A 22,387-nucleotide genomic window follows, 5' to 3' on the forward strand; every position below is an offset into this window, starting at 1 on the left:
GACGCCCGCCCGGCCTGACGCGGGCCCCGCTCCCGCTCGCGAAATCGGGTGCATCCGCCCCTCCCGGAGATATCCGGGCAACCGTCGCACAAGTTGCGTTCGACCTAAGGGTGTTGGTGCTGCGGCCGGGCATACGGCGATGATGTCCGCGGCGGGTTTGCGCCGTGGCCGCTTCCCGCCAGGGGCGGTGTGCCGCGAGGTGGGGGTGGACGGATTTGCTGACGGCGATAGGGCTCGACGAGGGCCAGGAGGCGGCGTACCGCGCGCTGGTGGCGCTGGGGGCGTCGGAGGTGCCGGACCTCGCGCACCGGCTGGCGCTGCCGGTGCCGCAGACCGAGCGGGCGCTGCGCCATCTGGAACGGCACGGCCTGGCCGCGCAGTCCTCGGCCCGGCCGGGCCGCTGGGTGGCGGCCCCGCCGGGGGTGGCGCTGGCGGCGCTGCTGGCGCGGCAGCGCAGCGAGCTGGAGCAGGCGGAGCTGTCGGCGGCGCTGCTCGCGCAGGAGTACCGGGGGGAAGCGGCCGAGTCGACGGTGCACGACCTGCTGGAGGTGGTGACGGGCGCGAGCGCGGTGGCGCACCGGTTCCGGCAGCTCCAGCTGGGGGCGGCGCAGGAGGTGTGCGCGCTGGTCACGGGCCGGCCGCACGCGGTGACGGCGGCCGACAACGAGGAGGAGGAGCGGGCCGCCGCCGCGCGGGGGGTGGTGTTCCGCGTGGTGGTCGACCAGGACGTGCTGGGCGGGCCGACGGGGATCCGGGAGGCGTCGACGGCGCTGGCGCGAGGGGAGCAGGTACGGGTCACGGACCGGGTCCCGACGAAGCTGGTGATCGCGGACCGGTCCCTGGCGATGGTCCCGCTGACGGCGCGCGGGGCGGAGCCGACGGCGCTGGTGGTGCACGCGTCGGGGCTGCTCGACTCGCTGACCGGCCTGTTCGAGGCGGTGTGGCGGGAGGCGGTGCCGCTGCGGCTCGGCACGACGGGGGCGGCGGAGGAGTCGGGCGGCGTGCCGGACGCCACGGACCTGGAGATCCTGACGCTGCTGCTGGCCGGGCTGACCGACGCGAGCGTGGCCAAGCACCTGGAGCTGGGGTTGCGGACGGTGCAGCGGCGGGTCAAGGGGCTGATGGAGCTGGCCGGGGTGACGACCCGGCTCCAGCTCGGCTGGCACGCACGGGAGCGGGGCTGGGTGGCCCGGTAGCCCCTGGTCGGGCACGCTGAGCATGTGGATCTGCCACAGCTGCTCCTGGTGGGGCTGGTGCTGCTGCTCGGGGTGGCCGGGGTGCTGGTCCCCGGTGTTCCCGGAACCTTGCTCGTCTGGGCCGGGGTGATGTGGTGGGCGCTGCGGGAGCGGTCGGCGGCGGCGTGGTCGCTGCTGGTCTCGGCGACGGCCCTGCTGCTGGTGGTGCAGGTGGTCAAGTGGCAACTGCCGCCGCGCCGGCTCCAGGGGGTCGGGGCGTCCCGCCGGATGGCGGTGTACGCGGGGGTGGGCGCGCTGCTCGGCTTCGTGCTGCTGCCGGTGGTGGGCGCGGTCCCGGGCTTCGTCGGCGGCATCTACCTGTGCGAGCGGATGCGGTGGGGCACGCACGGCGAGGCGTGGGCGTCGGTGCGGGCGGTGATGCGGGCAGTGGGGACGAGCGTGCTGGTGGAGCTGCTGGCCTGTCTGATGGTGGTGGGGGCGTGGGTGGGGATGGTGCTGTCGGGCTGACGCTCCCGTACCCCCGGCCGGCCGAAGGGCCGGACGGGGGTACGAGGGACGGGGTACGGGCGTCCGGAAGCGCGGCCGACGCGCCGCGCGCCGGGCCGGGACCGAGGACCTAGTTCCCGTACGGGTCCCGTACCGGCCTGCGGTCCGATGCGGCGCCGACCGGGATGCGGGACCGTGTGCGTATGAGGGAGTTCGAGGGTTTCAGCGAGGCGGAGCTGACGTACCTCCGGTCGCAGCCGCTGGGCCGGCTGGCGACGGTGGACGCGAAGGGCCAGCCGCAGGCCAATCCGGTCGGGTTCTTCCCCCAGGAGGACGGCACGATCCTGGTCGGCGGCCTCGCCATGGGGACGACGAAGAAGTGGCGGAACCTGCAGGGGAACCCGCGGCTGGCGCTGGTCGTCGACGACCTGGTGAGCACCCGGCCGTGGCGGGTCCGCGGCATCGAGATCCGTGGCCGCGCCACGCTGGAGGTCGGACCGCACGCCCTGGGCGCCCACTTCAGCCCGGAGGTCATCCGGATCCACCCGGACCGGGTCCTCGCCTGGGGCCTCGACGGCCCGTGAGACACGGGCCGGGCGGGACGGACGAGCCGGACGGGGTGGGGCGGCGGCAGAGGGGGGGGGGGGGGGGGGAAGAAACCCCCCCCCCCCCCCCCCCCCCCCCCCCCCCCCCCCCCCCCCCCCCCCCCCGGCCCGCCCGCACCCGGGCCGCGTCGGACCGGGCGCGGCCGGCTGCCGGTCAGGCGTTCCGGCCCCGCTTGGCCGCGTAGTTGGCGCGGCCCTCGGCCGCCTTGCTGCGCCAGTCGCGGCGGATCTCGGCGCGCAGCCGTGCGTCCGTCTTGGCCACGATCCGCTGGTTCTCCCGGACCAGCTTGCGGTAGCTCTCCAGGCGGCGCAGCGGCAGCTCCCCGGCGTCGAGGGCCGCCTGCACCGCGCAGCCCGGCTCCGCCTCGTGGGCGCAGTCGTGGAAGCGGCAGTCGGCGGCGTACTCCTCGATCTCGGAGAAGACCTGTCCGACGCCGGTCCCGGCGTCCCACAGGCCCACGCCGCGCAGCCCCGGCGTGTCGATCAGCACGCCCCCGCCCGGCAGGGCGAGCAGGTTGCGGGTGGTGGTGGTGTGGCGGCCCTTGCCGTCCACGTCGCGGGTGGCCTGGACCTCCATGACGTCGGCCCCGAGCAGGGCGTTGGCCAGGGTGGACTTGCCTGCGCCGGAGATGCCGAGCAGCACGCTCGTACCGTCGGCGACGATCGCCGCGAGGACGTCCGTGCCCTCCCCGGTGTGGGAGGAGACGGTGAGGACCTGGACGCCGGGCGCCGCGGTCTCCACGTCCTGGACCAGGTAGGCCAGCGCGGTCGGGTCGGGTACGAGGTCGGCCTTGGTCAGGACGACGAGCGGCTGCGCGCCCGACTCCCAGGCCAGGGCCAGGAACCGCTCGATGCGGCCGAGGTCGAGTTCGACGGCGAGGGAGACCGCGATGATCGCGTGGTCGACGTTGGCGGCGAGGATCTGCCCCTCGGAGCGCTGCGAGGAGGTGGAGCGGACGAACGCGGTGCGGCGCGGCAGGTAGGCCTTGACGTACCGCGGGTTCCCGGCCGGCTCCACCGCGGCCCAGTCGCCGGTGCAGATGACGCGCAGCGGGTCGTGCGGGGTGACGAAGGCGGTGTCCGCGCGGACGGTGCCTTCGGCGGTCGCGAGGTCGCACTGGCCGCGGTCGACCCGGACGACGCGGCCGGGCAGCAGGCCCTGGGCGGCGTACGGGGCGAACTCGGCCTCCCAGGCCGCGTCCCAGCCGAGGGTGGTCAGCGCGGAGGAGTCCGAGGGTCCCGAGGCGATCGGGGAAACGGCAGCAGCCGGAGAAGAAGCAGAAGCGGAAGCAAAGGAGGAGAGCGTCAAGGGGAACCCTTCACAGGGTGGCCCCGGCCTCGCATGCGCCTGTGGCGCGCGAAAGAGGGTGTGAGGTCAGCCGGAGGCCACGGGAGTGGCATTGATGGTCTTCTGAGTGCGGACAGCACTCTGCGCAGTGACAGTCATCAATGGACTCACCTCCCGCTCGGGTAACGCTCGATCGACCCCGCACCGTTCGGCGAGGACGGATCCACCGTAGCAAGTGCGCGCGCGGCGGCACCAATTGTTTTTCCGCCGCGGTTCACCGGCCGGGTCAGTGCTTGCGCAGGCGGGCCGTGTAGTCCTCCGGGGGAAGGAAGTTCGACCAGCGTTCGGGGAACTCGGAGGGGGTGCCGGCGTCCCCGTCGCCGTCCTCGTCGTCCTCGTCCTCGGACTCTCCTTCGGCCAGTGCCCGCCAGGCGGCGGCCCGCGCGACGAGTTGGGCGGCCTCCGCCTCGCGGGCCCGCTCGTTGGCCTCGCGGGCGGCGGCGGTCGCCACGGACGGCCACACCCGGTCGATGGCGGCGTTCACGGCGGCGCCGACGAGGACCGCGAAGGCGGAGACGCCGATCCACAGGAGCACGGCGACGGGGGCGGCCAGCGATCCGTAGATGGTGGGGCCCTCGACCGTGTTGATGAGGTAGAGCCGCAGCAGGAACGAGCCGAGCACCCACATGGCGAGCGCGACGAGCGCACCGGGGACGTCCTCGATCCACGGCGAGCGCACGGGCACGGACACGTGGTAGAGGGTGGTGAGGAAGACGATGGACAGCAGGGTGACGGTGGGCCAGTACAGCACGGCGATCACTTCCGTGCTCCAGGGCAGCAACCGCACGACGGCGTCCGGTCCGGCCACCATCAGCGGCAGCACGACCGCGCCGATCATCAGGGCGATCACGTACAGCAGGAAGGCCAGCAGCCGGGTCTTGACGATGCCGCGGTGGCCGTCGAGCCCGTACATGACGGTGATGGTGTCGATGAAGACGTTGACGGCGCGCGACCCGGACCACAGGGCGAAGGCGAAGCCGAGGGAGATGATGTCGGGGCGGCCGCGCGAGGTCACGTCGTCCAGCATCGGTCTCGCGATCTCCTGGACGCCCCGGTCGGAGAGGACCGTGCCGACGGCGCGGAGGATGTTCTCCTCGATGGAGGCCACGAAGGTGCCGCCGGTCCAGCCGTCGACGTAGCCGAGGACGCCGAGGAGGCCGAGGAAGAGCGGCGGGAGGGACAGCAGCGTGAAGAACGCCGCCTCCGCGGCCAGCCCCAGGATCCGGTACTCGATGCACGAGTTCACGGTGTCCTTGAGGAGCAGCCACGCCATCCTGCGCTTGGAGACGTTGCGGTAGAGGGCTCGGGCCCGGTGGAGTCGCCCGGGGACCCGCCCGGGAGTTTCTTCTGCTGGCTGCACGTCCTTACGGTATCCGCATGGCAGCCACCACCCACACCGTGACGAATCAGGCTCCTCCCCTGGTGGGACACGACGTCTACGCCGGCGACCGGGTCCTCACCGAGAACGTGGAGCGTCATCTGGGCGACGCACCGCCCGGACTGCTCGCCGACGTGCGCGGGGAGCTCTCGGAGCTGGGGCGGGCCGCGGGGTCCGCGGAGGTCCGGGAATGGGCCCGGCAGGCCGACGAGGACCCGCCGCGGCTGCGCACCCACGACCCGGACGGGAACCGGATCGACGAGGTGGAGTTCCACCCGGCCTGGCACCGGCTGCTGGGGCACGCGGTGGGCGCCGGGCTCACCGACGCCCGGACCCGGCCGGCCGGGCACCTGCGGCGGGCGGCCGGGTTCCTCGTGTGGACGCAGGCCGAGGCGGGGCACGGCTGCCCGGTGTCGATGACGCACGCGGCGGTGCCGGCGCTGCGGGCGGAGCCGGAACTGGCCGCCGAATGGGAGCCGCGGCTGACCTCGCACGTGTACGAGCAGGGGCTCCGGCCGGCCGCGCGGAAGGCGGGCGCGCTCCTCGGCCTGGCGATGACGGAGCAGCAGGCCGGCAGTGACGTCCGGGCGATCACGACGGCGGCGCGGCCGCTGGGCGGAGGGTCCGGCGCGTACGAGCTGACCGGGCACAAGGCGTTCTGCTCGGCGCCGATGTCGGACGGGTTCCTGGTGCTGGCGCGGGCGGCGGCCGGGGCGGGGCGGGGCGGCCTGACCTGCTTCCTGGTACCGCGGGTGCTGCCGGACGGGACGCGCAACGCCTTCGCGGTCCGGCGGCTGGAGGACAAGCTCGGCAACCGGTCGAACGCGTCGGCGGAGGTCGAGTTCGACGGGGCGTGGGCGCGCCGGGTCGGTGAGGAGGGGCGCGGGGTGCGGACCGTCATGGGGACGGTGGCGGCGGCCCGGCTGGACTGCGTGCTCGGGTCGGCGGCGTTGATGCGGCAGGCGCTGACCCGGGCCGTCCACCATGCGGAGCACCGCTCTGTTTTCGGAGCGCCGCTCGTCGAGCAGCCGCTGATGCGCAACGTCCTCGCCGACCTGGCCCTGGAGTCGGAGGCGGCGACCACCCTCGCCCTGCGGCTGGCCGCCGCCTGCGACGCGGACACCGACCGGGAGCGGGCCTTCCTGCGCATCGCGGTACCCGTCGCGAAGTACTGGGTGACCAAGCGCTGCACGCCGATGGTGGCGGAGGCCCTGGAGTGCCTGGGCGGCAGCGGCTACCTGGAGGGGTCCGGGCTGCCGCGGCTGCTGCGCGAGTCCCCGCTGAACTCGATCTGGGCGGGCTCGGGCAACGTCCAGGCCCTGGACGTGCTGCGGGTGCTGCGGCGCGAGCCGCAGGCGCTGGACGCCTTCCTGCGGGAGATCGGGCAGGCCAGCGGCGCCGACCACCGGCTGGACGCGGCGGTCCGGGGGCTGCTGACGGAGCTGGCGGACCTGACGGGCATCGAGGCCCGGGCGCGGCGGGTGGCGGAGCGCATGGCGCTGGTGCTGCAGGCGTCGCTGCTGGTGCGGTGGGCCCCGCCGGAAGTGGCGGACGCGTTCTGCGCGGGACGGCTGGGCGGGGACCGGGGCGGGGCCTTCGGCACGCTGCCGCACACCCTGGACCTGGGGGCGCTGGTGGAACGGGCGCGGATCACGGGATAGGCGGGTCCCCAAACCACGCCGCCGCCGGGATCCGGACCCGTTGACCGGACCAGGGTGGCGCCGCGCCGACTCGGCACCACCGCTGGCCCGAAAGCCCCGAGGAGGAGCTGTCACGCCGCTCACGGCGTGCGGACAGTTTCGGTCGGGTGACCGGGACTTGGCGAGAGTTGCATACCGTTGCAACCCTCTGAGACGGAACCGTCCGCCGGGTGTGCGAGGGGAAGCGCGCGCCCGGGCCGACCCGGGCGGGTTCCCTCGTACGTCCTGTTCCGCACGGGGAGGTTCCGGTGGCCGACACCGCAGGAAGCACGGTCGATGTGGCGCGCATCTCGGCCATGGAGCCGCGGGAGGCGACGCGGCTGCTCAAGGGGGTGCGGGCGGCCGCGCTGGCCGGGGAGCGCCCGCCGGCGCTGCCGCGCCCGGAGATCGCGGAGTCCTGGCGCCGGATGCTGGAGCGCGGGGTGCACCCGGACCGGGACCACCGCTCGCGGCTGCTGTCGGCGTCCGAGACGGAGGAGCGGCGGCAGGGGTCGCCGCTGCGGGAGATACTGCCGGTGCTGCGCGAGGGGCTGTTGCCGGCGCTGGACACGACCCTGCACATCATGGTCGTCGCCGACGCGGACGGGCGGCTGCTGTGGCGGGAGGGGGCCGCGCCGATCCTGCGGGCGGCGGACCGGCTCGGCTTCGGGGTGGGCGCCGACTGGGACGAGGCGGTGGTCGGCACCAACGGGGTGGGCACCGCCCTGGTGGCGCGGCGGCCCGTCCAGGTGTTCTCGGCGGAGCACTTCGTCTCCAGTCACCACGACTGGACCTGCGCCGGGGCTCCGCTGCACGATCCGCGGGACGGGCGGCTGCTGGGCGTGGTGGACGTGAGCGGCCCGCTGGCCACGATGCACCCGGCCACCCTGGCCTGGGTGAGCTCGGTGGCCCGGCTCGCGGAGCGGGAGCTGCGGGTGCGGCACCTGGAGTCGTTGGAACGGCTGCGGGCGGTGGCGGCGCCGCTGCTGGCCCGGCTGCACCCGGCGCGGGCGGCGGTGGTGGACCCGCACGGCTGGACGGCGGCGGTGACCGGTTTCGCCCCGCCCGAGCGGATCCCGCTGCCGAAGGGGTTCGGGCCGGGCCGGGGGTGGCTGCCGCAGCTCGGGCAGTGCGCGGTGGAGCCGCTGCCGGGCGGCTGGCTGCTGCGGGTCGCGGAGGCGCCGCCGGTCGGGGCGGCGGCGGGCCGGGTGGTGCTGGACCTGAGCCGGCCCCGGGTGTGGACGGCGACGGTGTACGGGGCCGCCGGGAGCTGGTCGCTGGAGCTGAGCCCGCGCCACGCCGAGCTGCTGTTCCTGCTGGCGCAGAGCCCGCGGGGGCGGACGGCGGCCGAGCTGTCGGAGGAGCTGTTCGGGGACCCGACGCGGACGGTGACGGTCCGGGCGGAGCTGTCGCGGGTGCGGCGGCACCTGGCGGGGGTGCTGGCCCACCGCCCGTACCGGTTCGCGGAGGACGTGGAGGTGGAGCTGGTCCGGCCCGCGGACCCGGCGGGGCTGCTGCCGCACTCCACCGCGCCGGCGGTGGTGAGGGCCCGCCTGGGCCGTTCGGGGTCCGGCGTGGTTCCCTGACGTGCATGAGCACCATCACCCTCACCACCTGGTCCCTGGAGATGACCTCCCCGGAGGACCTCGTTCCGGCCGCTGTTCCGGGATCCGAGATACGTGTCCAGCGGGCGGAGGTCCCCTCGCCCGAGTTCAGCCGTTTCCTCTACGCCTCGGTGGGCGGCGACATCCACTGGACGGACCGGCTGTCGCTGACCCGGGCCCAGTGGGTCGAGTACCTCGACCGGCCCGGGGTGGAGACCTGGGTGGCGTACGACCGCGGGACGCCGGCCGGGTACATCGAACTCGACCCGCAGGACGACGGCGTGGTGGAGATCATGTACTTCGGGCTGCTGCCCGACTTCCGGGGCCGCCGCATCGGCGGGCACCTGCTGTCGGCCGGCACGGCCGCGGCCTGGTCGCTGGCGGAGCGCTGGCCCGGGCGCACGCCCACGCGCCGGGTGTGGGTGCACACCTGCAGCCAGGACGGCCCGACGGCGATGGACAACTACCAGCGGCGCGGCTTCAAGGTCTTCAGGACGGAGACCGAGGAGAAGGAGGACACCCCGACGCCCGGCCCCTGGCCCGGCGCGTAGTTCCGGCGGCGCGCCCCGCCCGCCCCCGCGCCCTATCCCGTGCGCCGTGCACGCCCCCCCCCCCGGGGTCGGAACCACCGGCCCCGGGCGCCCCTCCCGTACGTGACCCCCGTCACGTCGTCTCGCATTTCGGGACTACATCGTCCACATGATGGACAGTAGTGGACTCCTCCAATAGCCCCGTGACACGCTTCGGCCATGAATGGAGCTGGAACAGCCTTGGTGAGTCGGCGGCACGTCGACCTCGGCCGCATGTCCAGCGCCATCTGTCCGGCGAGCTGACAGAACCAGCCATCGCCGCACAGCGCACCGCACAGCGTCGTCGCGGATGCGCCGTCACCCCGCCAGCCCCCTGAAGGCAGACCACCGCCCCTGACCTCCGGCACAACCGGAGCCGCGCGGCGGTCGGCCGTACCTGCTCCGCATCAGCGACGTCACAGGGGCCGCGCCGCCGACTCCCCCTGCCCTTGCTTTTGAGCCGCCGAAGAAGGACGTACCGCCATGGCCGCCACCCCTGCAACACCCGCCGCCGCGCGCCGCAAGCCCGGCCGCCACCGCGGCGAGGGCCAGTGGGCCGTTGGACACCACACTCCCCTCAACGGCAACGAGCAGTTCAAGAAGGACGACGACGGTCTCAATGTGCGGACACGCATTGAGACGATCTACTCCAAGACCGGATTCGACTCGATCGACCCCAACGACCTGCGCGGACGCATGCGTTGGTGGGGCCTGTACACCCAGCGCAAGCCCGGGATCGACGGCGGCAAGACCGCGGTCCTGGAGCCGGAGGAGCTGGACGACAAGTACTTCATGCTGCGCGTCCGCATCGACGGCGGCCGGCTGACCACCGAGCAGCTCCGCGTGATCGGTGAGATCTCCGAGGAGTTCGCCCGCGGGACCGCCGACCTCACCGACCGCCAGAACGTGCAGTACCACTGGATCCGCATCGAGGACGTCCCGGAGATCTGGCGCCGCCTGGAGGCCGTCGGCCTGTCGACCACCGAGGCCTGCGGTGACACGCCCCGCGTCATCCTCGGCTCGCCCGTCGCCGGCATCGCCAAGGACGAGATCATCGACGGCACCCCCGCCATCGAGGAGATCTACCGCCGCATCGTCGGCAACAAGGACTTCTCCAACCTGCCCCGCAAGTTCAAGTCGGCGATCTCCGGCTCCCCGCTGCTGGACGTGGCCCACGAGATCAACGACGTCGCGTTCGTCGGCGTCAACCACCCCGAGCGCGGCCCCGGCTTCGACGTCTGGGTCGGCGGGGGCCTGTCCACCAACCCCAAGCTCGGCGTGCGCCTGGGCACCTGGGTCTCCCTCGAAGAGGTCCCGGACGTCTACGAGGGCGTCATCTCGATCTTCCGCGACTACGGCTACCGCCGCCTGCGCACCCGCGCCCGGCTGAAGTTCCTCGTCGCCGACTGGGGCGCGGCCAAGTTCCGCCAGGTCCTGGAGGACGAGTACCTGGAGCGGAAGCTCACCGACGGCCCCGCGCCCGAGCAGCCGATCGGCCAGTGGCGCGACCACGTCGGCGTCCACCAGCAGCAGGACGGCCGCTACTACATCGGCTTCGCCCCGCGCGTCGGCCGCGTCGACGGCGCCACCCTCACCAAGATCGCGGACATCGCCGAGCGGCACGGCTCCGGCCGTCTGCGCACCACCGCCGAGCAGAAGATGATCGTGCTCGACATCGAGGAGGCCCAGGTCGACTCGGCCGTGGCCGCCCTGGAGGCGCTGGACCTGCGGGTCAAGCCGTCCCCGTTCCGGCGCGGCACGATGGCCTGCACCGGCATCGAGTTCTGCAAGCTGGCGATCGTCGAGACGAAGGCGCGCGGCGCCTCCCTCATCGACGAACTGGAGCGCCGCCTCCCGGACTTCGACGAGCCGCTCACCATCAACCTCAACGGCTGCCCGAACGCCTGCGCCCGCATCCAGGTCGCGGACATCGGCCTCAAGGGCCAGCTCGTCCTCGACGACGACGGCAACCAGGTCGAGGGCTACCAGGTCCACCTCGGCGGCGCACTCGGCCTCCAGGCCGGCTTCGGCCGTAAGGTCCGCGGCCTGAAGGTCACCTCGGCCGGGCTGCCGGACTACGTGGAACGGGTCGTCACCCGCTTCCAGGAGGAACGCGAGGACGGCGAACGCTTCGCCGCCTGGGTCGCCCGCGCGAGTGACGAGAGCCTGGCATGAGCGAGCGCGCAGCCCCGTTCCACTGCCCGTACTGCGGCGACGAGGACCTGTTCCCGAACGAGCAGGGCCACGGCGCCTGGGAGTGCCGTTCGTGCAACCGGGCCTTCCAGCTGAAGTACCTGGGACTGCTGGCCCGCGGTCTGCGGTCCGGGACCGCAGGAGGGGAGGACACATGACCACCACCACGCTCAAGGAGCTGGCCGAACGCGCCGGCCGCGAGCTGGAGGACGCCCCCGCCCTGGAGATCCTCGCCTGGGCGGCGCGGACGTTCGACCGACGGTTCTGCGTGACCTCGTCCATGGAGGACGCGGTCGTCGCCCACCTGGCGTCCCGCGCCTTCCCCGGCGTCGACGTCGTCTTCCTCGACACGGGCTACCACTTCGAGGAGACCATCGGCACCCGCGACGCGGTCGAGGCCGTGATGAACGTCAACGTCATCACCCTCACCCCCCGCCGGACGGTCGCCGAGCAGGACGCCCAGTACGGCCCCGCACTGCACGACCGCGACCCCGACCTGTGCTGCGCCCTGCGCAAGGTCCAGCCCCTGGAAGAGGGCCTGACCGGCTACGACGCCTGGGCGACGGGGCTGCGCCGCGACGAGTCCCCGACCCGGGCCCACACGCCCGTCGTCGGCTGGGACGAGAAGCGGCAGAAGGTCAAGGTCTCCCCGATCGCCCGCTGGACCCAGGACGACGTCGACGCGTACGTCGCGGAGCACGGCGTCCTCACCAACCCGCTGCTGATGGACGGCTACGCCTCGGTCGGCTGCGCCCCCTGCACCCGCCGCGTGGCGGAGGGCGAGGACGCCCGGGCCGGCCGCTGGGCCGGCCGGGCGAAGACCGAGTGCGGACTGCACGGCTGATGACGGAACCTACGGAGAAGCAGATGAGCGTGACGGACCGGGGAGCCACGGTGTGGCTGACGGGTCTGCCGAGCGCGGGCAAGACCACGATCGCCCACGCGCTGGCCGAACGGCTGCGCGGCGACGGCCACCGGGTGGAGGTCCTCGACGGCGACGAGATCCGCGAGTTCCTCTCGGCGGGCCTGGGCTTCACCCGCGAGGACCGGCACACCAACGTGCAGCGGATCGGCTTCGTCGCCGAACTCCTCGCCAGCAACGGCGTGAAGGCCCTGGTCCCGGTGATCGCCCCCTACGCCGACAGCCGCGAGGCCGTCGCGAAGCGGCACGCCGCCGCCGGCACGACGTACCTGGAGGTGCACGTGGCGACCCCGGTCGAGGTGTGCTCCGTCCGCGACGTCAAGGGCCTGTACGCGAAGCAGGCGGCGGGCGAGATCTCCGGCCTGACCGGCGTCGACGACCCGTACGAGGCCCCGGTCGCCCCCGACCTGCGCATCGAGTCGCACACGCAGACCGTCCAGGAGTCCGCGGCGTCCCTGTTCACGCTGCTCACCGAGAAGGGGCTGGCATGACCACCGCCGCGCACCTGCACGACAGCGCCGCCGACGCGGACGCCCCGTACGCCCTGTCGCACCTGGACTCCCTGGAGTCGGAGGCGGTGCACATCTTCCGCGAGGTGGCGGGCGAGTTCGAGAAGCCGGTGATCCTGTTCTCCGGCGGCAAGGACTCCATCGTCATGCTGCACCTGGCGCTGAAGGCGTTCGCCCCGGCGCCGGTGCCGTTCGCGCTGCTCCACGTGGACACCGGGCACAACTTCCCCGAGGTCATCGACTACCGCGACCGCACGGCCGCCGAGCACGGCCTGCGGCTGCACGTGGCCTCCGTCCAGGAGTACATCGACGCCGGCAAGCTGCGCGAGCGCCCCGACGGCACCCGCAACCCGCTGCAGACGGTCCCGCTGACCGAGGCCATCCAGAACCACCGCTTCGACGCGGTGTTCGGCGGCGGCCGCCGCGACGAGGAGAAGGCCCGCGCCAAGGAGCGGGTGTTCTCGCTGCGCGACGAGTTCTCCCAGTGGGACCCGCGCCGCCAGCGCCCCGAGCTGTGGCAGCTGTACAACGGCCGGCACGCCCCGGGCGAGCACGTCCGCGTCTTCCCGCTGTCCAACTGGACCGAGCTGGACGTGTGGCAGTACATCGCCCGCGAGGGCATCGAACTCCCGGAGATCTACTTCGCCCACGAGCGCGAGGTGTTCGCCCGCAACGGCATGTGGCTCACCGCCGGCGACTGGGGCGGCCCCAAGGACGGCGAGACGGTGGAGAAGCGGCTGATCCGCTACCGCACCGTCGGTGACATGTCCTGCACCGGCGCCGTCGACTCCGACGCCACCACGCTCGACGCGGTGATCGCCGAGATCGCCGTCTCCCGCCTCACCGAGCGGGGCGCGACCCGGGCGGACGACAAACTGTCCGAGGCCGCGATGGAAGACCGCAAGCGCGAAGGGTACTTCTAACGATGACCAGCACCACCGAGCAGCTGAGCGCGACGACGCTGCTGCGCTTCGCCACCGCGGGTTCCGTCGACGACGGCAAGTCCACCCTCGTGGGGCGGCTGCTGCACGACTCGAAGTCGGTCCTGGAGGACCAGCTGGAGGCCGTGGAGCGGGTCTCCGCCGACCGCGGGCAGAGCGCCCCGGACCTGGCGCTGCTCACCGACGGCCTGCGGGCCGAGCGCGAGCAGGGCATCACCATCGACGTCGCCTACCGCTACTTCGCCACCGCCCGCCGCCGGTTCATCCTCGCGGACACCCCCGGGCACGTGCAGTACACCCGGAACATGGTCACCGGCGCCTCGACGGCCGACCTCGCGCTGGTCCTGGTCGACGCCCGCAACGGCGTCGTCGAGCAGACCCGCCGGCACGCGGCCGTCGCCGCCCTGCTCCGCGTCCCGCACGTGGTCCTGGCCGTGAACAAGATGGACCTGGTCGGGTACGAGGAGGCCGTCTTCGCGGAGATCGCCGAGGAGTTCACCGCGTACGCCTCCGAGCTGGGCGTCCCGGAGATCACCGCGATCCCGATCTCGGCCCTGGCCGGCGACAACGTCGTCGAGCCCAGCGCCACCATGGACTGGTACGGCGGCCCGACGGTGCTGGAGCACCTGGAGACCGTCCCGGTCAGCCACGACCTGGCCGCCTGCCCGGCACGCTTCCCGGTGCAGTACGTGATCCGCCCGCAGACCGCCGAACACCCCGACTACCGGGGCTACGCCGGCCAGATCGCCTCCGGCGTGCTGCGCGTCGGCGAGCCGGTGACCGTCCTGCCGTCGGGCCGCACCTCGGTCATCGAGGGCATCGACGCGCTCGGTCGGAGCGTCGACATCGCCTGGGCCCCGCAGTCGGTGACGCTCCGCCTGAAGGACGACATCGACATCTCCCGCGGCGACCTGATCGCGCCGGCCGCCGCGGCCCCCGCCACCACGCAGGACGTCGTCGCGACCGTCTGCCACGTCGCCGACCAGCCGCTGGCGGTGGGCGCGCGGGTGCTCCTCAAGCACACGACCCGCACGGTCAAGGCGATCGTGAAGGAGATCCCGTCCCGTCTGACGCTGGACGACCTGTCCCAGCACCCCGCCCCGGGGCAGCTGGTGGCCAACGACATCGGCCGCGTCGTCGTGCGCACCGCCGAGCCGCTCGCGCTCGACGCGTACGCCGACTCGCGCCGCACCGGATCGTTCCTGCTCATCGACCCGGCCGACGGCACCACCCTCGCGGCGGGCATGGCCGGAGAGTCCTTCGCGTCCCGCGCCGCCGAGGCCGGCGCCCCCGCCGACGACGACGAAGGGTGGGACTTCTAACCCATGGACACCATGGACACCATGGACAGCGACGTCTTCGCGACCTTCGCCAAGGAGGGCGGCCGCATCGGCAGCGGCGCCCTCGGCAGCGGTCAGGGAGGGGTGGCGCGATGTGTGCGATGACCGCATCGCCGTCGGCATCCTGCCGGCGCACCCGCACCGCCCACGAGCACCACGCGCTCGACCCGACCTCGCTCCACAGACGAAGACGTGCGTCATGACGACGACGTCACGAGAGGAAGTCCTCCCGTGCCTGCCACCCACCGCACCACCGGCAAGACCCTGCGCCGCGGCCTCGCCGCCGCAGCCGCCCTCCCGCTCCTGATCGGCGCGCTCGCCTCGTGCGGCTACGGCTCCCAGGCGGAGAAGACCGACGACACGAAGGCGGGCGCCGCGGCCGACACCGGCCGCAAGCTGTCCGCGTCCGAGGTCCGCATCGGCTACTTCCCGAACCTGACGCACGCCACCGCCCTGGTCGGCCTCCAGGAAGGCCTGATCGCGAAGGAGCTGGGCGGCACCGCGATCAAGCCGCAGGCCTTCAACGCCGGCCCGTCCGAGATCGAGGCCCTCAACGGCGGCTCCCTCGACATCGGCTTCATCGGCCCCTCGCCGGCCATCAACGGCTACGTCAAGTCCAAGGGCCAGAACCTGCGGATCGTCTCCGGCTCCGCCTCCGGCGGCGTCAAGCTCGTCGTGAACCCGGAGAAGATCAAGAGCCTGGACGAGCTCAGGGGCAAGCGGATCGCCACCCCGCAGAAGGGCAACACCCAGGACGTCGCCTTCCTCAACTGGATCGCCCAGAAGGGCTGGAAGGTCGACCCCGAGTCCGGCAAGGGCGACGTCTCCGTCGTCCGCACCGACAACAAGGTCACCCCGGACGCCTTCAAGCAGGGCTCCATCGACGGGGCGTGGGTGCCCGAACCGACCGCCTCCAAGCTGGTCGCCGACGGCGCCTCGGTCCTCCTCGACGAGACCGACCTGTGGCCCGACAAGAAGTTCGTCATCACGAACGTCATCGTGTCGCAGAAGTTCCTCAAGGAGCACCCCGACGTCGTCGAGGCGGTCCTCAAGGGCACGGTGAAGACCAACGAGTGGATCAACGCCAACCCGGACAAGGCCAAGGCCTCCGCGAACGCCGCCCTGAAGAAGGAAACCGGCAAGGAGCTGGACGCGGGCGTCATCGACCCGGCCTGGAAGAGCATCCTCGTCACCGACGACCCGCTGGCCGCCACCCTCAAGGCGCAGGCCGACTACGCCGTCAAGGCCAGGCTCATCGAACAGCCCGACCTGACCGGCATCTACGACCTGACGCTCCTGAACAAGGTGCTGAAGGAAGCCGGCAAGCCCGAGGCCGCCGACGCCGGCCTCGGCGCGAAGTAAGTCCGCACGAACAACCCCCAGGAGGTGACGACCATGGCCACCACGCTTGCCAAGGCCGCCGAGGGCGCCGTCGCGACGGCCGCCCCCGCCGCCCGGATCGAGCACGTCTCGAAGTCCTTCACCGGCCCGGCCGGATCGCAGCTCGTCCTGGACGACATCAGCCTCGATGTCGCTCCCGGCGAATTCGTCACCATCCTGGGGGCCTCGGGCTGCGGCAAGTCCACCCTGCTCAACCTGGTCGCCGGCCTCGACCGGCCCACCGCGGGCAGCATCGAGACCGCCGGCCGCCCCGCCCTGATGTTCCAGGAACACGCCCTCTTCCCGTGGCTGACCGCGGGCAAGAACATCGAACTCGCCCTGCGGCTGCGCGGCGTGCCCAAGTCCGACCGCAAGGCGGAGGCCGAGCGGCTGCTGGAGCTGGTCCGGCTCGGCGGGGCGTACGGCAAGCGCGTCCACGAACTGTCCGGCGGCATGCGCCAGCGCGTCGCCCTGGCGCGCGCCCTCGCCCAGGACAGCCGGCTGCTGCTGATGGACGAACCGTTCGCCGCGCTCGACGCCATCACCCGTGACGTGCTGCACGGCGAGCTCACCCGCATCTGGCAGGAGACCGACCTGTCGGTCCTCTTCGTCACCCACAACGTGCGCGAGGCCGTACGCCTCGCCCAGCGCGTGGTCCTGCTCTCGTCCCGGCCCGGCCGGGTCGCGAAGGAATGGGCCGTCGACATCCCGCAGCCGCGCCGCATCGAGGACGCGGACGTCGCGGAACTGTCCCTGGAGATCACCGAACACCTGCGTGGGGAGATCCGCCGCCATGGCCAGCACTGAAACGAAGGCGAAGACGGACGACCTCGCAGGCCTGGAGGCCGGCCTCGACGCGCTCGACGCCGTCGAGGTCCGCCGCACCCCGGTCCGCGAAGTCCTCCTCAAGAAGGTCCTCCCGCCGGTCCTCGCCGTCGCCCTCGTCCTCGCCGTCTGGCAGCTCCTCGTGACCGCGGGCGTCACCGAGGAGAGCAAGCTGCCACCGCTGTCCGCGGTGTGGGCCAGCCTGGCCGACATGTGGCTCAAGGGCACCCTGTTCGAGGTCATATGGACCTCCGTCTCCCGCGGCCTGCTCGGCTTCCTGCTGGCCCTGGCCATCGGCACCCCCCTCGGCCTGCTGGTCGCCCGGGTCAAGGCGGTCCGGGCGGCGCTCGGCCCGATCCTGTCGGGCCTGCAGTCCCTGCCGTCGGTGGCGTGGGTGCCCCCGGCCGTCCTCTGGTTCGGCCTCAACGACGCCATGATGTTCACGGTGATCCTGCTGGGTGCCGTCCCCTCCATCGCCAACGGCCTCGTCTCCGGTGTCGACCAGGTGCCGCCGCTGTTCCTGCGGGCCGGCCGCACCCTCGGCGCGACGGGCGTCAAGGGCGTGTGGCACGTGGTCATGCCGGCCGCGCTGCCCGGCTACCTCGCCGGCCTCAAGCAGGGCTGGGCGTTCTCCTGGCGGTCCCTCATGGCCGCCGAGATCATCGCCTCCTCCCCCGACCTCGGTCTGGGACTGGGCCAGCTGCTGGAGAACGGCCGCAACAACATCGACCTGCCCGGCGTCTTCCTCGCGATCATCCTCATCCTCGTCGTCGGCATCGCCATCGACCTGCTGATCTTCAGTCCGGTCGAGCGGTGGGTGCTGCGCAGCCGCGGCCTGCTGACCCGGAGCTGATCGCCGTGTCCCCCTCCCCCGTCCTCCTCGTCATCGCCCACGGCAGCCGCGACCCGCGGCACGCGGCGACCGTGCACGCCCTCACCCGGCGCGCACGGGCGCTGCGGCCGGGCCTGCGGGTGGAGACGGCCTTCCTCGACTTCAACGCCCCCCGGGTCGAGCAGGTCCTGTCCGCCCTGCACGCCGACGGCGTCCACGACGTGGTCGCGCTGCCGCTGCTGCTCACCCGCGCCTTCCATGCGAAGGCGGACGTCCCCGCGGTGCTCGCCGAGGCCCTCGTCCGGCTGCCGGGCCTGACCGTCCGCGTCGCCGACGTCCTCGGCCCCGACCCGCTGCTGACGGCGGCGCTGGAACTACGGCTGCGGGAGGCGGGCATCACCCCGGCGGACCGGGCCACCACCGGTGTGGTGCTCGCGTCCGCCGGCTCATCGGACCCGGAGGCGATCGCAGTGATCGCTGAAACCGCGCGGGAGTGGCGGCACACCGGTTGGTGCGCCGTGCGGCCTGCGTTCGCCTCCGCCGCTCTGCCCCGTACGGAGGACGCCGTACGGGCCCTGCGGGCCGAGGGCGTCCGCCGCGTCGCGGTGGCGTCCTACGTCATCGCCCCCGGGCGGCTGCCGGACCGGATCGCCGCCGGGGCGCGGGAGGCCGGGGCGGACGCGGTGGCCGGGGTGCTGGGCGCCGCCCCGCAGGTGGCCCGGCTCCTGCTGCGCCGGTACGACGCCGCCGCCGTGGCTCCCGCCGCCCGCCACCACACCCCCCTCACGGCCTGACACGGCCCCGCCCCGACGCCGCCCCGCGCCCTCTCGCCCCGACGCCGCCCCTGACGCCGCCCAGCGCCCTCTCGGCCTGACGCCGCCCCGCGCCGACCTCCGGCGGTCGCAAACCGCAGCCAAGTTCCGCTGGGCCGAGCCGCAGCACCGGGTCCTGCTGCGCGGAGCCGTTCCCCAGCCCCGCCCCTTCCCGAAACCGGGGCTCCGCCCCGGACCCCCTTCGCCTCAAACGCCGGCGGGGCTGGGGGTCCGGGCGCTACGCGCCCGGTGCGCTCAAACGCCGCGCGGGCTGGATTGTCCATCCCCGCGGGCACGATCGAGCCCCGTCGGCACAATCCAGCCTCGCCGGCGCTTGAGGCGCGGGGTCCGGGGCGGAGCCCCGAAACCACGACCCCGGGGCACGATCCGGCCCCGCCGGCGATCGAGGCGTCGGGGGTACGGGGGCGGGTCCCCGGGAGCGGTGGCTAGGTGCGGGCCGTGGCTTCGTCGGCCAGGGCCGTGAGGTCGGCGATGGACATCGAGCCCGGCGCGATGCCCTCGCGGGCGAAGATGTTCGCCGCGTGCCGCAGCACCTCGTTCACCGGCGTCGGCACCCCGTGCAGCCGCCCCAGCAGGCACACCTCCCCGTTGAGGTAGTCGGCCTCGATGGACCCGGTCCGGCGTTGCAGGCTCTGCCAGGACGACCCGCCCCGCAGCACCGCCGGCTGCACGGCCCGGCCCTCCCAGGCCGCGGTCTCCTCCGCCTCCGAGGCGTAGCCGATGCCGGCCGCCACGAGGACGGCCGTGCCCTCCCGGCGGGCCCGCCGGTACAGCGCCGCCTTGGCGGGGTCGGGCTCGGGCCCGGTGGTGGCCTGGATCGCGTTGCCGAGGTTGCCCAGCAGCTTCGCGTGCTTCCACCGCATCACGTCCCCGACGACCGGCGCGTCGAAGCCTGCGTCGGCCAGGTCGACGGCGATCCGCCGGGCCCGCGCGTCCGCACCGCCGACGGCCAGGCCGATGTGCAGGATGCCGGTCCGGGGTGCGCCGAGGGCGCTCACGACACCCGGCTCCAGGAAGGTGGCCGGCAGCCACACGCAGACCCCGTACACCCGCGCGAAGCGGCGCAGGGCGAGGCGTTCGCTCTCGACGCCGTTCTGTGCGCACAGCACCGGCAGCCGCTGGGCGGCGGTCCCGCCGCCCGCGACTTCCGCGGCGCCCCAGGTGTCGAGGGCGGCTACGGCGTCCTGTGTCTTCACCGCCAGCAGCAGGACGTCGTCGGGCCGCAGTTCGCCGAGTTCCGCCGGACCCTCGACGACGGGCAGCCGGTGGACCCGGGTCCCGTCGGCCGTGGTCAGCCGCAGCCCGTCCGCCTGCAGGGCCCGGGCGTGCGCGCCCCGCGCGGCGAGGACGACCTCGTTGCCTGCCTCGGCGAGCCGGCCGCCGATCGTCGCGCCGATCGCTCCGGCGCCGATGATGATGTAGCGCATGTGCGGAGCCTGGCACATGCGGCGGCCGGTGCGGCCGCCGGGGGCGGGCCGTGGTGGGCCGCGTGTTCCGGCCCGGGGATGCCCGGACCGACTGGGGCTAGCGGGTCATCTCGACGAGCTTCACGACGGTGTTCCAGTTCCGGGTGGTGGCGTCGATGCCTTTGAACACCGCCGGCCGGAACACCGCCTCGGCCAGTTTGGACCTTCCCAGCCCGTCGGGGGCGTACAGGTAGACGACCTTCTCGCCCACACTGAACTCCTCCGGCAGGAAGGCCTTCCGGTCGATGGCGGCGAACCGCCCCTCGTCGGGCTGCGCCGAGAGGAAGGTGGCGTGCAGCTGCTTCCCTTCCAGCTCGGAAGCAGGATAAGGACACCCCTCCACCACGGACTCCAGATACGGGCCGTCCACCACGAGGCAGGCCACGGAGAACCCGAACCGCTCCTCGATGCCCCGCTCGATCTCCGCGGCCAGCACTCCCGGAGCGGCGTCCCGGCCGCCGAAGACGGCGTTGCCGCTCTGCAGGTAGGTCCGCACGTCCTCGTAGCCGAGGCCTTCGAGCACCTCGCGCAGCTCGGCCATCGGAACCTTCTTCCCGCCGACGTTGATGCCGCGCAGCAGGGCCGCGTATGTGGTCATGCCCGAACCATAGCCTCGACGAGGTCGGCGGCCCGCTGCGTGCCCCCCTCGCGGGCCATCTCCGCCCGGATCTCGGCGGCCCGCCGGGCGACTTCGGGGTCGGCGACCAGCGCCTCGACGGCTTCCCGCAGCGTACGGGCGTTCGCCTCCTCCATGGGCAGGTGCCGGGCGACGCCCAGCGCCTGCAGCACGTCGGCGTTCCCGAACTGGTCGACGGCCTGCGGCACGGCGACCATCGGCGTCCCCGTCGCCAGCCCCTCCTGGCTGCCCCCGGCCCCGGCGTGCGTGATGAAGGCGTCGGCCTTCTTCAGCACGTCCAGCTGCGGAACCCATCGGTGCACCTCCACGTTCGCCGGCACCTCCCCCAGCTCCCCGACGTCCGTGAACCGGCCGATCTGCAGCACGACGTGCCAGCCGGGCAGTCCCCCGAACGCCTCGATGCACGCCCGGTAGAAGGCGGGCTGCTTGGTGAAGGCGGACCCGAGCGACACGAGGAGCACCTTCTCCACCCCGGCGGGCCGCTCCCACACGCCCTCGGCCGCGCGCTCACAGGCCCCGACGAACGTGTACACGTCCGGGTCGACCCGATCGGCATGGGGCTGCAGGACCCGCGGGATCAGCACGATGCTGCGCTGCGGCCGCCCGACGAACCGGTCCGGATCGTCCTCGATCCCGTTCTCGGCGAGCCACCCGGCGAACCGGGCGTAGTACGCGCGCCCGCGCTCGGAGGCCCGCAGCCCGGCCGTCATCGGCGCGGCGACCTCCTCCTCGTACCCCTCCCAGGCCACGAGGTTCGGCGACAGCGACACGGCGGGCACTCCCCACCGGTGGGCCAGGACGCGCGCCGGATAGGCGGTGATGTCGTGCAGCACGAGATCGGGTTCGTCCCCTTCGAAGGCGCCGGCGAGCTGCGGGAGCGCCTGCACGGCGTCCTCGAGGAACGGCTCGAGATGGTCGATGAGCTCGGTGCCCCAGGCCTCGGGCTCGTCGTCGGTGGGCAGGGTCGAGGACCACACGACCGGCGTGGCGCCGGTCGCGGCGACCTTCTCGGCGAAGGAGGCCGGGATGGCGTAGCTGACACGGTGCCCGCGGGCGACGAGCTCGCGGATCACTTCGATGCTGGGGTTCACGTGCCCGTGGGCGGCGATCGAGAACATGGTGATGTGTGCGGCCTTGGGTGAGGTCATGCCCAGCACCATAACGAGACGAGACGTCTCGTTCAACCCTGATCACAGACCGCCGCCCGAACACGCCGCCCCGAGGCCCCACACCCCAGCGGACGGCCGCCCACTCCGCGTCCGTCATGTCCGACGGATACCGGCGCACCCGGTCCGGAGGGTCGGCCGCGTCGCCGTCCACATGCGCGAGGCAATCGCACGACACGGCGGGCGAGTTGAAGTCAACGCTGCCCGGGCACGTACAACAAAGACAACAGGGCCTCCCGGAACCACTCGGAATGGGATCGCACCCCGGGCTACCAGGAAGCCCTGCCGCCACGCGCGGAAACCGCCGCAGTCACCCGATCGAGACTCCCGTTCGACCGACAGCCTTCGAGATCGGTACGGGCGACAACCACTTACGTGTCGGAATGCTGCGGCAGGGCGAGCCAGTCCGACCAGGAGATCTCACGGCCGAGGAAGCGCGGCTGCTCGAACGGCCAGTCGGCGGCGATCCACTGCGGCA

At 73.3% G+C, this 22,387-nt stretch carries 22 protein-coding genes and 1 pseudogene; 17 read left to right on the forward strand and 6 right to left on the reverse strand.

Features of this window, described 5'->3' with window-relative positions; genetic code table 11:
* Nucleotides 1–215 precede the first annotated feature (215 nt).
* The 3 genes from ACZ4VL_RS15715 (at nt 216) to ACZ4VL_RS15725 (ending at nt 2,266) form a co-directional block, all read left to right on the forward strand.
* Entirely contained in the window at nt 216–1,196 is a 981-nt protein-coding gene (locus tag ACZ4VL_RS15715; protein WP_468199947.1) for a helix-turn-helix domain-containing protein, read from the forward strand.
* 24 nt (nt 1,197–1,220) lie between these two features.
* Complete coding sequence (locus tag ACZ4VL_RS15720; protein WP_468199948.1) at nt 1,221–1,703, forward strand: DUF456 domain-containing protein; 483 nt, start codon at nt 1,221–1,223, stop codon at nt 1,701–1,703.
* Nucleotides 1,704–1,885: 182 nt separating this feature from the next.
* Nucleotides 1,886–2,266, forward strand: coding sequence for a PPOX class F420-dependent oxidoreductase (locus tag ACZ4VL_RS15725; RefSeq protein ID WP_468199949.1), 381 nt, complete (start codon nt 1,886–1,888; stop codon nt 2,264–2,266).
* 175 nt (nt 2,267–2,441) lie between these two features.
* Here ACZ4VL_RS15725 and rsgA read toward each other — a convergent pair whose 3' ends face one another.
* Both rsgA and ACZ4VL_RS15735 read right to left on the reverse strand, forming a co-directional pair.
* Entirely contained in the window at nt 2,442–3,596 is a 1,155-nt protein-coding gene (rsgA, locus tag ACZ4VL_RS15730; RefSeq protein WP_468199950.1) for a ribosome small subunit-dependent GTPase A, read from the reverse strand.
* A gap of 265 nt (nt 3,597–3,861) precedes the next feature.
* Nucleotides 3,862–4,995 (reverse strand): YihY/virulence factor BrkB family protein, encoded by a 1,134-nt coding sequence (locus ACZ4VL_RS15735; protein ID WP_468199952.1) that lies wholly within the window; start codon nt 4,993–4,995, stop codon nt 3,862–3,864.
* Nucleotides 4,996–5,012: 17 nt separating this feature from the next.
* Here ACZ4VL_RS15735 and ACZ4VL_RS15740 point away from each other — a divergent pair, with 17 nt between their 5' ends.
* From ACZ4VL_RS15740 to ACZ4VL_RS15805, 14 genes are all read left to right on the forward strand, one after another.
* Entirely contained in the window at nt 5,013–6,674 is a 1,662-nt protein-coding gene (locus ACZ4VL_RS15740; protein WP_468199953.1) for an acyl-CoA dehydrogenase family protein, read from the forward strand.
* A gap of 335 nt (nt 6,675–7,009) precedes the next feature.
* Nucleotides 7,010–8,278 carry a GAF domain-containing protein gene (locus ACZ4VL_RS15745; RefSeq protein ID WP_468199981.1) on the forward strand — a complete coding sequence of 423 codons (1,269 nt, stop codon included), beginning with the start codon at nt 7,010–7,012 and terminating at the stop codon, nt 8,276–8,278.
* A gap of 5 nt (nt 8,279–8,283) precedes the next feature.
* Nucleotides 8,284–8,847, forward strand: coding sequence for a GNAT family N-acetyltransferase (locus tag ACZ4VL_RS15750; RefSeq protein WP_468199955.1), 564 nt, complete (start codon nt 8,284–8,286; stop codon nt 8,845–8,847).
* Nucleotides 8,848–9,045: 198 nt separating this feature from the next.
* Nucleotides 9,046–9,129, forward strand: a complete 84-nt coding sequence (locus tag ACZ4VL_RS15755; protein ID WP_312845914.1) for a putative leader peptide — start codon at nt 9,046–9,048, stop codon at nt 9,127–9,129.
* Nucleotides 9,130–9,348: 219 nt separating this feature from the next.
* Complete coding sequence (locus tag ACZ4VL_RS15760; RefSeq protein WP_468199956.1) at nt 9,349–11,040, forward strand: nitrite/sulfite reductase; 1,692 nt, start codon at nt 9,349–9,351, stop codon at nt 11,038–11,040.
* Entirely contained in the window at nt 11,037–11,216 is a 180-nt protein-coding gene (locus ACZ4VL_RS15765; RefSeq protein WP_360631158.1) for a hypothetical protein, read from the forward strand. The genes ACZ4VL_RS15760 and ACZ4VL_RS15765 overlap by 4 nt, the downstream gene beginning before the upstream one ends.
* The gene (locus tag ACZ4VL_RS15770; RefSeq protein ID WP_468199957.1) at nt 11,213–11,902 is read left to right on the forward strand and encodes a phosphoadenylyl-sulfate reductase; all 690 of its coding nucleotides are present in this window, start codon (nt 11,213–11,215) and stop codon (nt 11,900–11,902) included. The genes ACZ4VL_RS15765 and ACZ4VL_RS15770 overlap by 4 nt, the downstream gene beginning before the upstream one ends.
* Before the next feature lie 23 nt (nt 11,903–11,925).
* Nucleotides 11,926–12,471 (forward strand): adenylyl-sulfate kinase, encoded by a 546-nt coding sequence (gene cysC / locus ACZ4VL_RS15775; RefSeq protein WP_468199959.1) that lies wholly within the window; start codon nt 11,926–11,928, stop codon nt 12,469–12,471.
* Nucleotides 12,468–13,412: a sulfate adenylyltransferase subunit CysD gene (gene cysD, locus ACZ4VL_RS15780; RefSeq protein WP_361089685.1), complete on the forward strand. Its 945-nt coding sequence runs from the start codon at nt 12,468–12,470 to the stop codon at nt 13,410–13,412. Before cysC ends, cysD begins: the two co-directional genes overlap by 4 nt.
* A 2-nt stretch (nt 13,413–13,414) precedes the next feature.
* Nucleotides 13,415–14,752: a sulfate adenylyltransferase subunit 1 gene (locus tag ACZ4VL_RS15785; RefSeq protein WP_468199961.1), complete on the forward strand. Its 1,338-nt coding sequence runs from the start codon at nt 13,415–13,417 to the stop codon at nt 14,750–14,752.
* A gap of 249 nt (nt 14,753–15,001) precedes the next feature.
* Nucleotides 15,002–16,132, forward strand: coding sequence for an aliphatic sulfonate ABC transporter substrate-binding protein (locus ACZ4VL_RS15790; RefSeq protein WP_468199963.1), 1,131 nt, complete (start codon nt 15,002–15,004; stop codon nt 16,130–16,132).
* Between the two features lie 24 nt (nt 16,133–16,156).
* Nucleotides 16,157–16,957, forward strand: a complete 801-nt coding sequence (locus tag ACZ4VL_RS15795; protein WP_468199965.1) for an ABC transporter ATP-binding protein — start codon at nt 16,157–16,159, stop codon at nt 16,955–16,957.
* Nucleotides 16,944–17,828: an ABC transporter permease gene (locus ACZ4VL_RS15800; RefSeq protein ID WP_468199967.1), complete on the forward strand. Its 885-nt coding sequence runs from the start codon at nt 16,944–16,946 to the stop codon at nt 17,826–17,828. Before ACZ4VL_RS15795 ends, ACZ4VL_RS15800 begins: the two co-directional genes overlap by 14 nt.
* A 5-nt stretch (nt 17,829–17,833) precedes the next feature.
* Entirely contained in the window at nt 17,834–18,601 is a 768-nt protein-coding gene (locus tag ACZ4VL_RS15805) for a sirohydrochlorin chelatase (protein ID WP_468199968.1), read from the forward strand.
* Between the two features lie 464 nt (nt 18,602–19,065).
* On the opposite strand, the gene ACZ4VL_RS15810 is transcribed toward ACZ4VL_RS15805, so the two are convergent.
* The 4 genes and pseudogenes from ACZ4VL_RS15810 to ACZ4VL_RS15825 form a co-directional block, all read right to left on the reverse strand.
* Nucleotides 19,066–20,067: a ketopantoate reductase family protein gene (locus ACZ4VL_RS15810; protein ID WP_468199970.1), complete on the reverse strand. Its 1,002-nt coding sequence runs from the start codon at nt 20,065–20,067 to the stop codon at nt 19,066–19,068.
* Nucleotides 20,068–20,164: 97 nt separating this feature from the next.
* Nucleotides 20,165–20,704: a DUF1697 domain-containing protein gene (locus tag ACZ4VL_RS15815; RefSeq protein ID WP_468199971.1), complete on the reverse strand. Its 540-nt coding sequence runs from the start codon at nt 20,702–20,704 to the stop codon at nt 20,165–20,167.
* Nucleotides 20,701–21,903, reverse strand: a complete 1,203-nt coding sequence (mgt, locus tag ACZ4VL_RS15820; protein ID WP_468199973.1) for a macrolide-inactivating glycosyltransferase — start codon at nt 21,901–21,903, stop codon at nt 20,701–20,703. Before mgt ends, ACZ4VL_RS15815 begins: the two co-directional genes overlap by 4 nt.
* Before the next feature lie 377 nt (nt 21,904–22,280).
* Nucleotides 22,281–22,387: pseudogene (locus ACZ4VL_RS15825) on the reverse strand (N-acetyltransferase); the annotation flags it as partial.

This window comes from Streptomyces sp. NPDC029014 (assembly GCF_055564695.1).

Coding starts and splice junctions, on each gene's coding strand:
- cysD (WP_361089685.1), top strand. CDS start 12,468: ATGACCACCGCCGCGCACCTGCACGACAGCGCCGCCGACGCGGACGCC.
- ACZ4VL_RS15740 (WP_468199953.1), top strand. CDS start 5,013: ATGGCAGCCACCACCCACACCGTGACGAATCAGGCTCCTCCCCTGGTG.
- mgt (WP_468199973.1), bottom strand. CDS start 21,903: ATGGTGCTGGGCATGACCTCACCCAAGGCCGCACACATCACCATGTTC.
- ACZ4VL_RS15765 (WP_360631158.1), top strand. CDS start 11,037: ATGAGCGAGCGCGCAGCCCCGTTCCACTGCCCGTACTGCGGCGACGAG.
- ACZ4VL_RS15815 (WP_468199971.1), bottom strand. CDS start 20,704: ATGACCACATACGCGGCCCTGCTGCGCGGCATCAACGTCGGCGGGAAG.
- ACZ4VL_RS15725 (WP_468199949.1), top strand. CDS start 1,886: ATGAGGGAGTTCGAGGGTTTCAGCGAGGCGGAGCTGACGTACCTCCGG.
- ACZ4VL_RS15755 (WP_312845914.1), top strand. CDS start 9,046: ATGAATGGAGCTGGAACAGCCTTGGTGAGTCGGCGGCACGTCGACCTC.
- ACZ4VL_RS15745 (WP_468199981.1), top strand. CDS start 7,010: ATGGAGCCGCGGGAGGCGACGCGGCTGCTCAAGGGGGTGCGGGCGGCC.
- ACZ4VL_RS15785 (WP_468199961.1), top strand. CDS start 13,415: ATGACCAGCACCACCGAGCAGCTGAGCGCGACGACGCTGCTGCGCTTC.
- ACZ4VL_RS15800 (WP_468199967.1), top strand. CDS start 16,944: ATGGCCAGCACTGAAACGAAGGCGAAGACGGACGACCTCGCAGGCCTG.
- ACZ4VL_RS15750 (WP_468199955.1), top strand. CDS start 8,284: ATGAGCACCATCACCCTCACCACCTGGTCCCTGGAGATGACCTCCCCG.
- ACZ4VL_RS15760 (WP_468199956.1), top strand. CDS start 9,349: ATGGCCGCCACCCCTGCAACACCCGCCGCCGCGCGCCGCAAGCCCGGC.
- ACZ4VL_RS15770 (WP_468199957.1), top strand. CDS start 11,213: ATGACCACCACCACGCTCAAGGAGCTGGCCGAACGCGCCGGCCGCGAG.
- ACZ4VL_RS15810 (WP_468199970.1), bottom strand. CDS start 20,067: ATGCGCTACATCATCATCGGCGCCGGAGCGATCGGCGCGACGATCGGC.
- cysC (WP_468199959.1), top strand. CDS start 11,926: ATGAGCGTGACGGACCGGGGAGCCACGGTGTGGCTGACGGGTCTGCCG.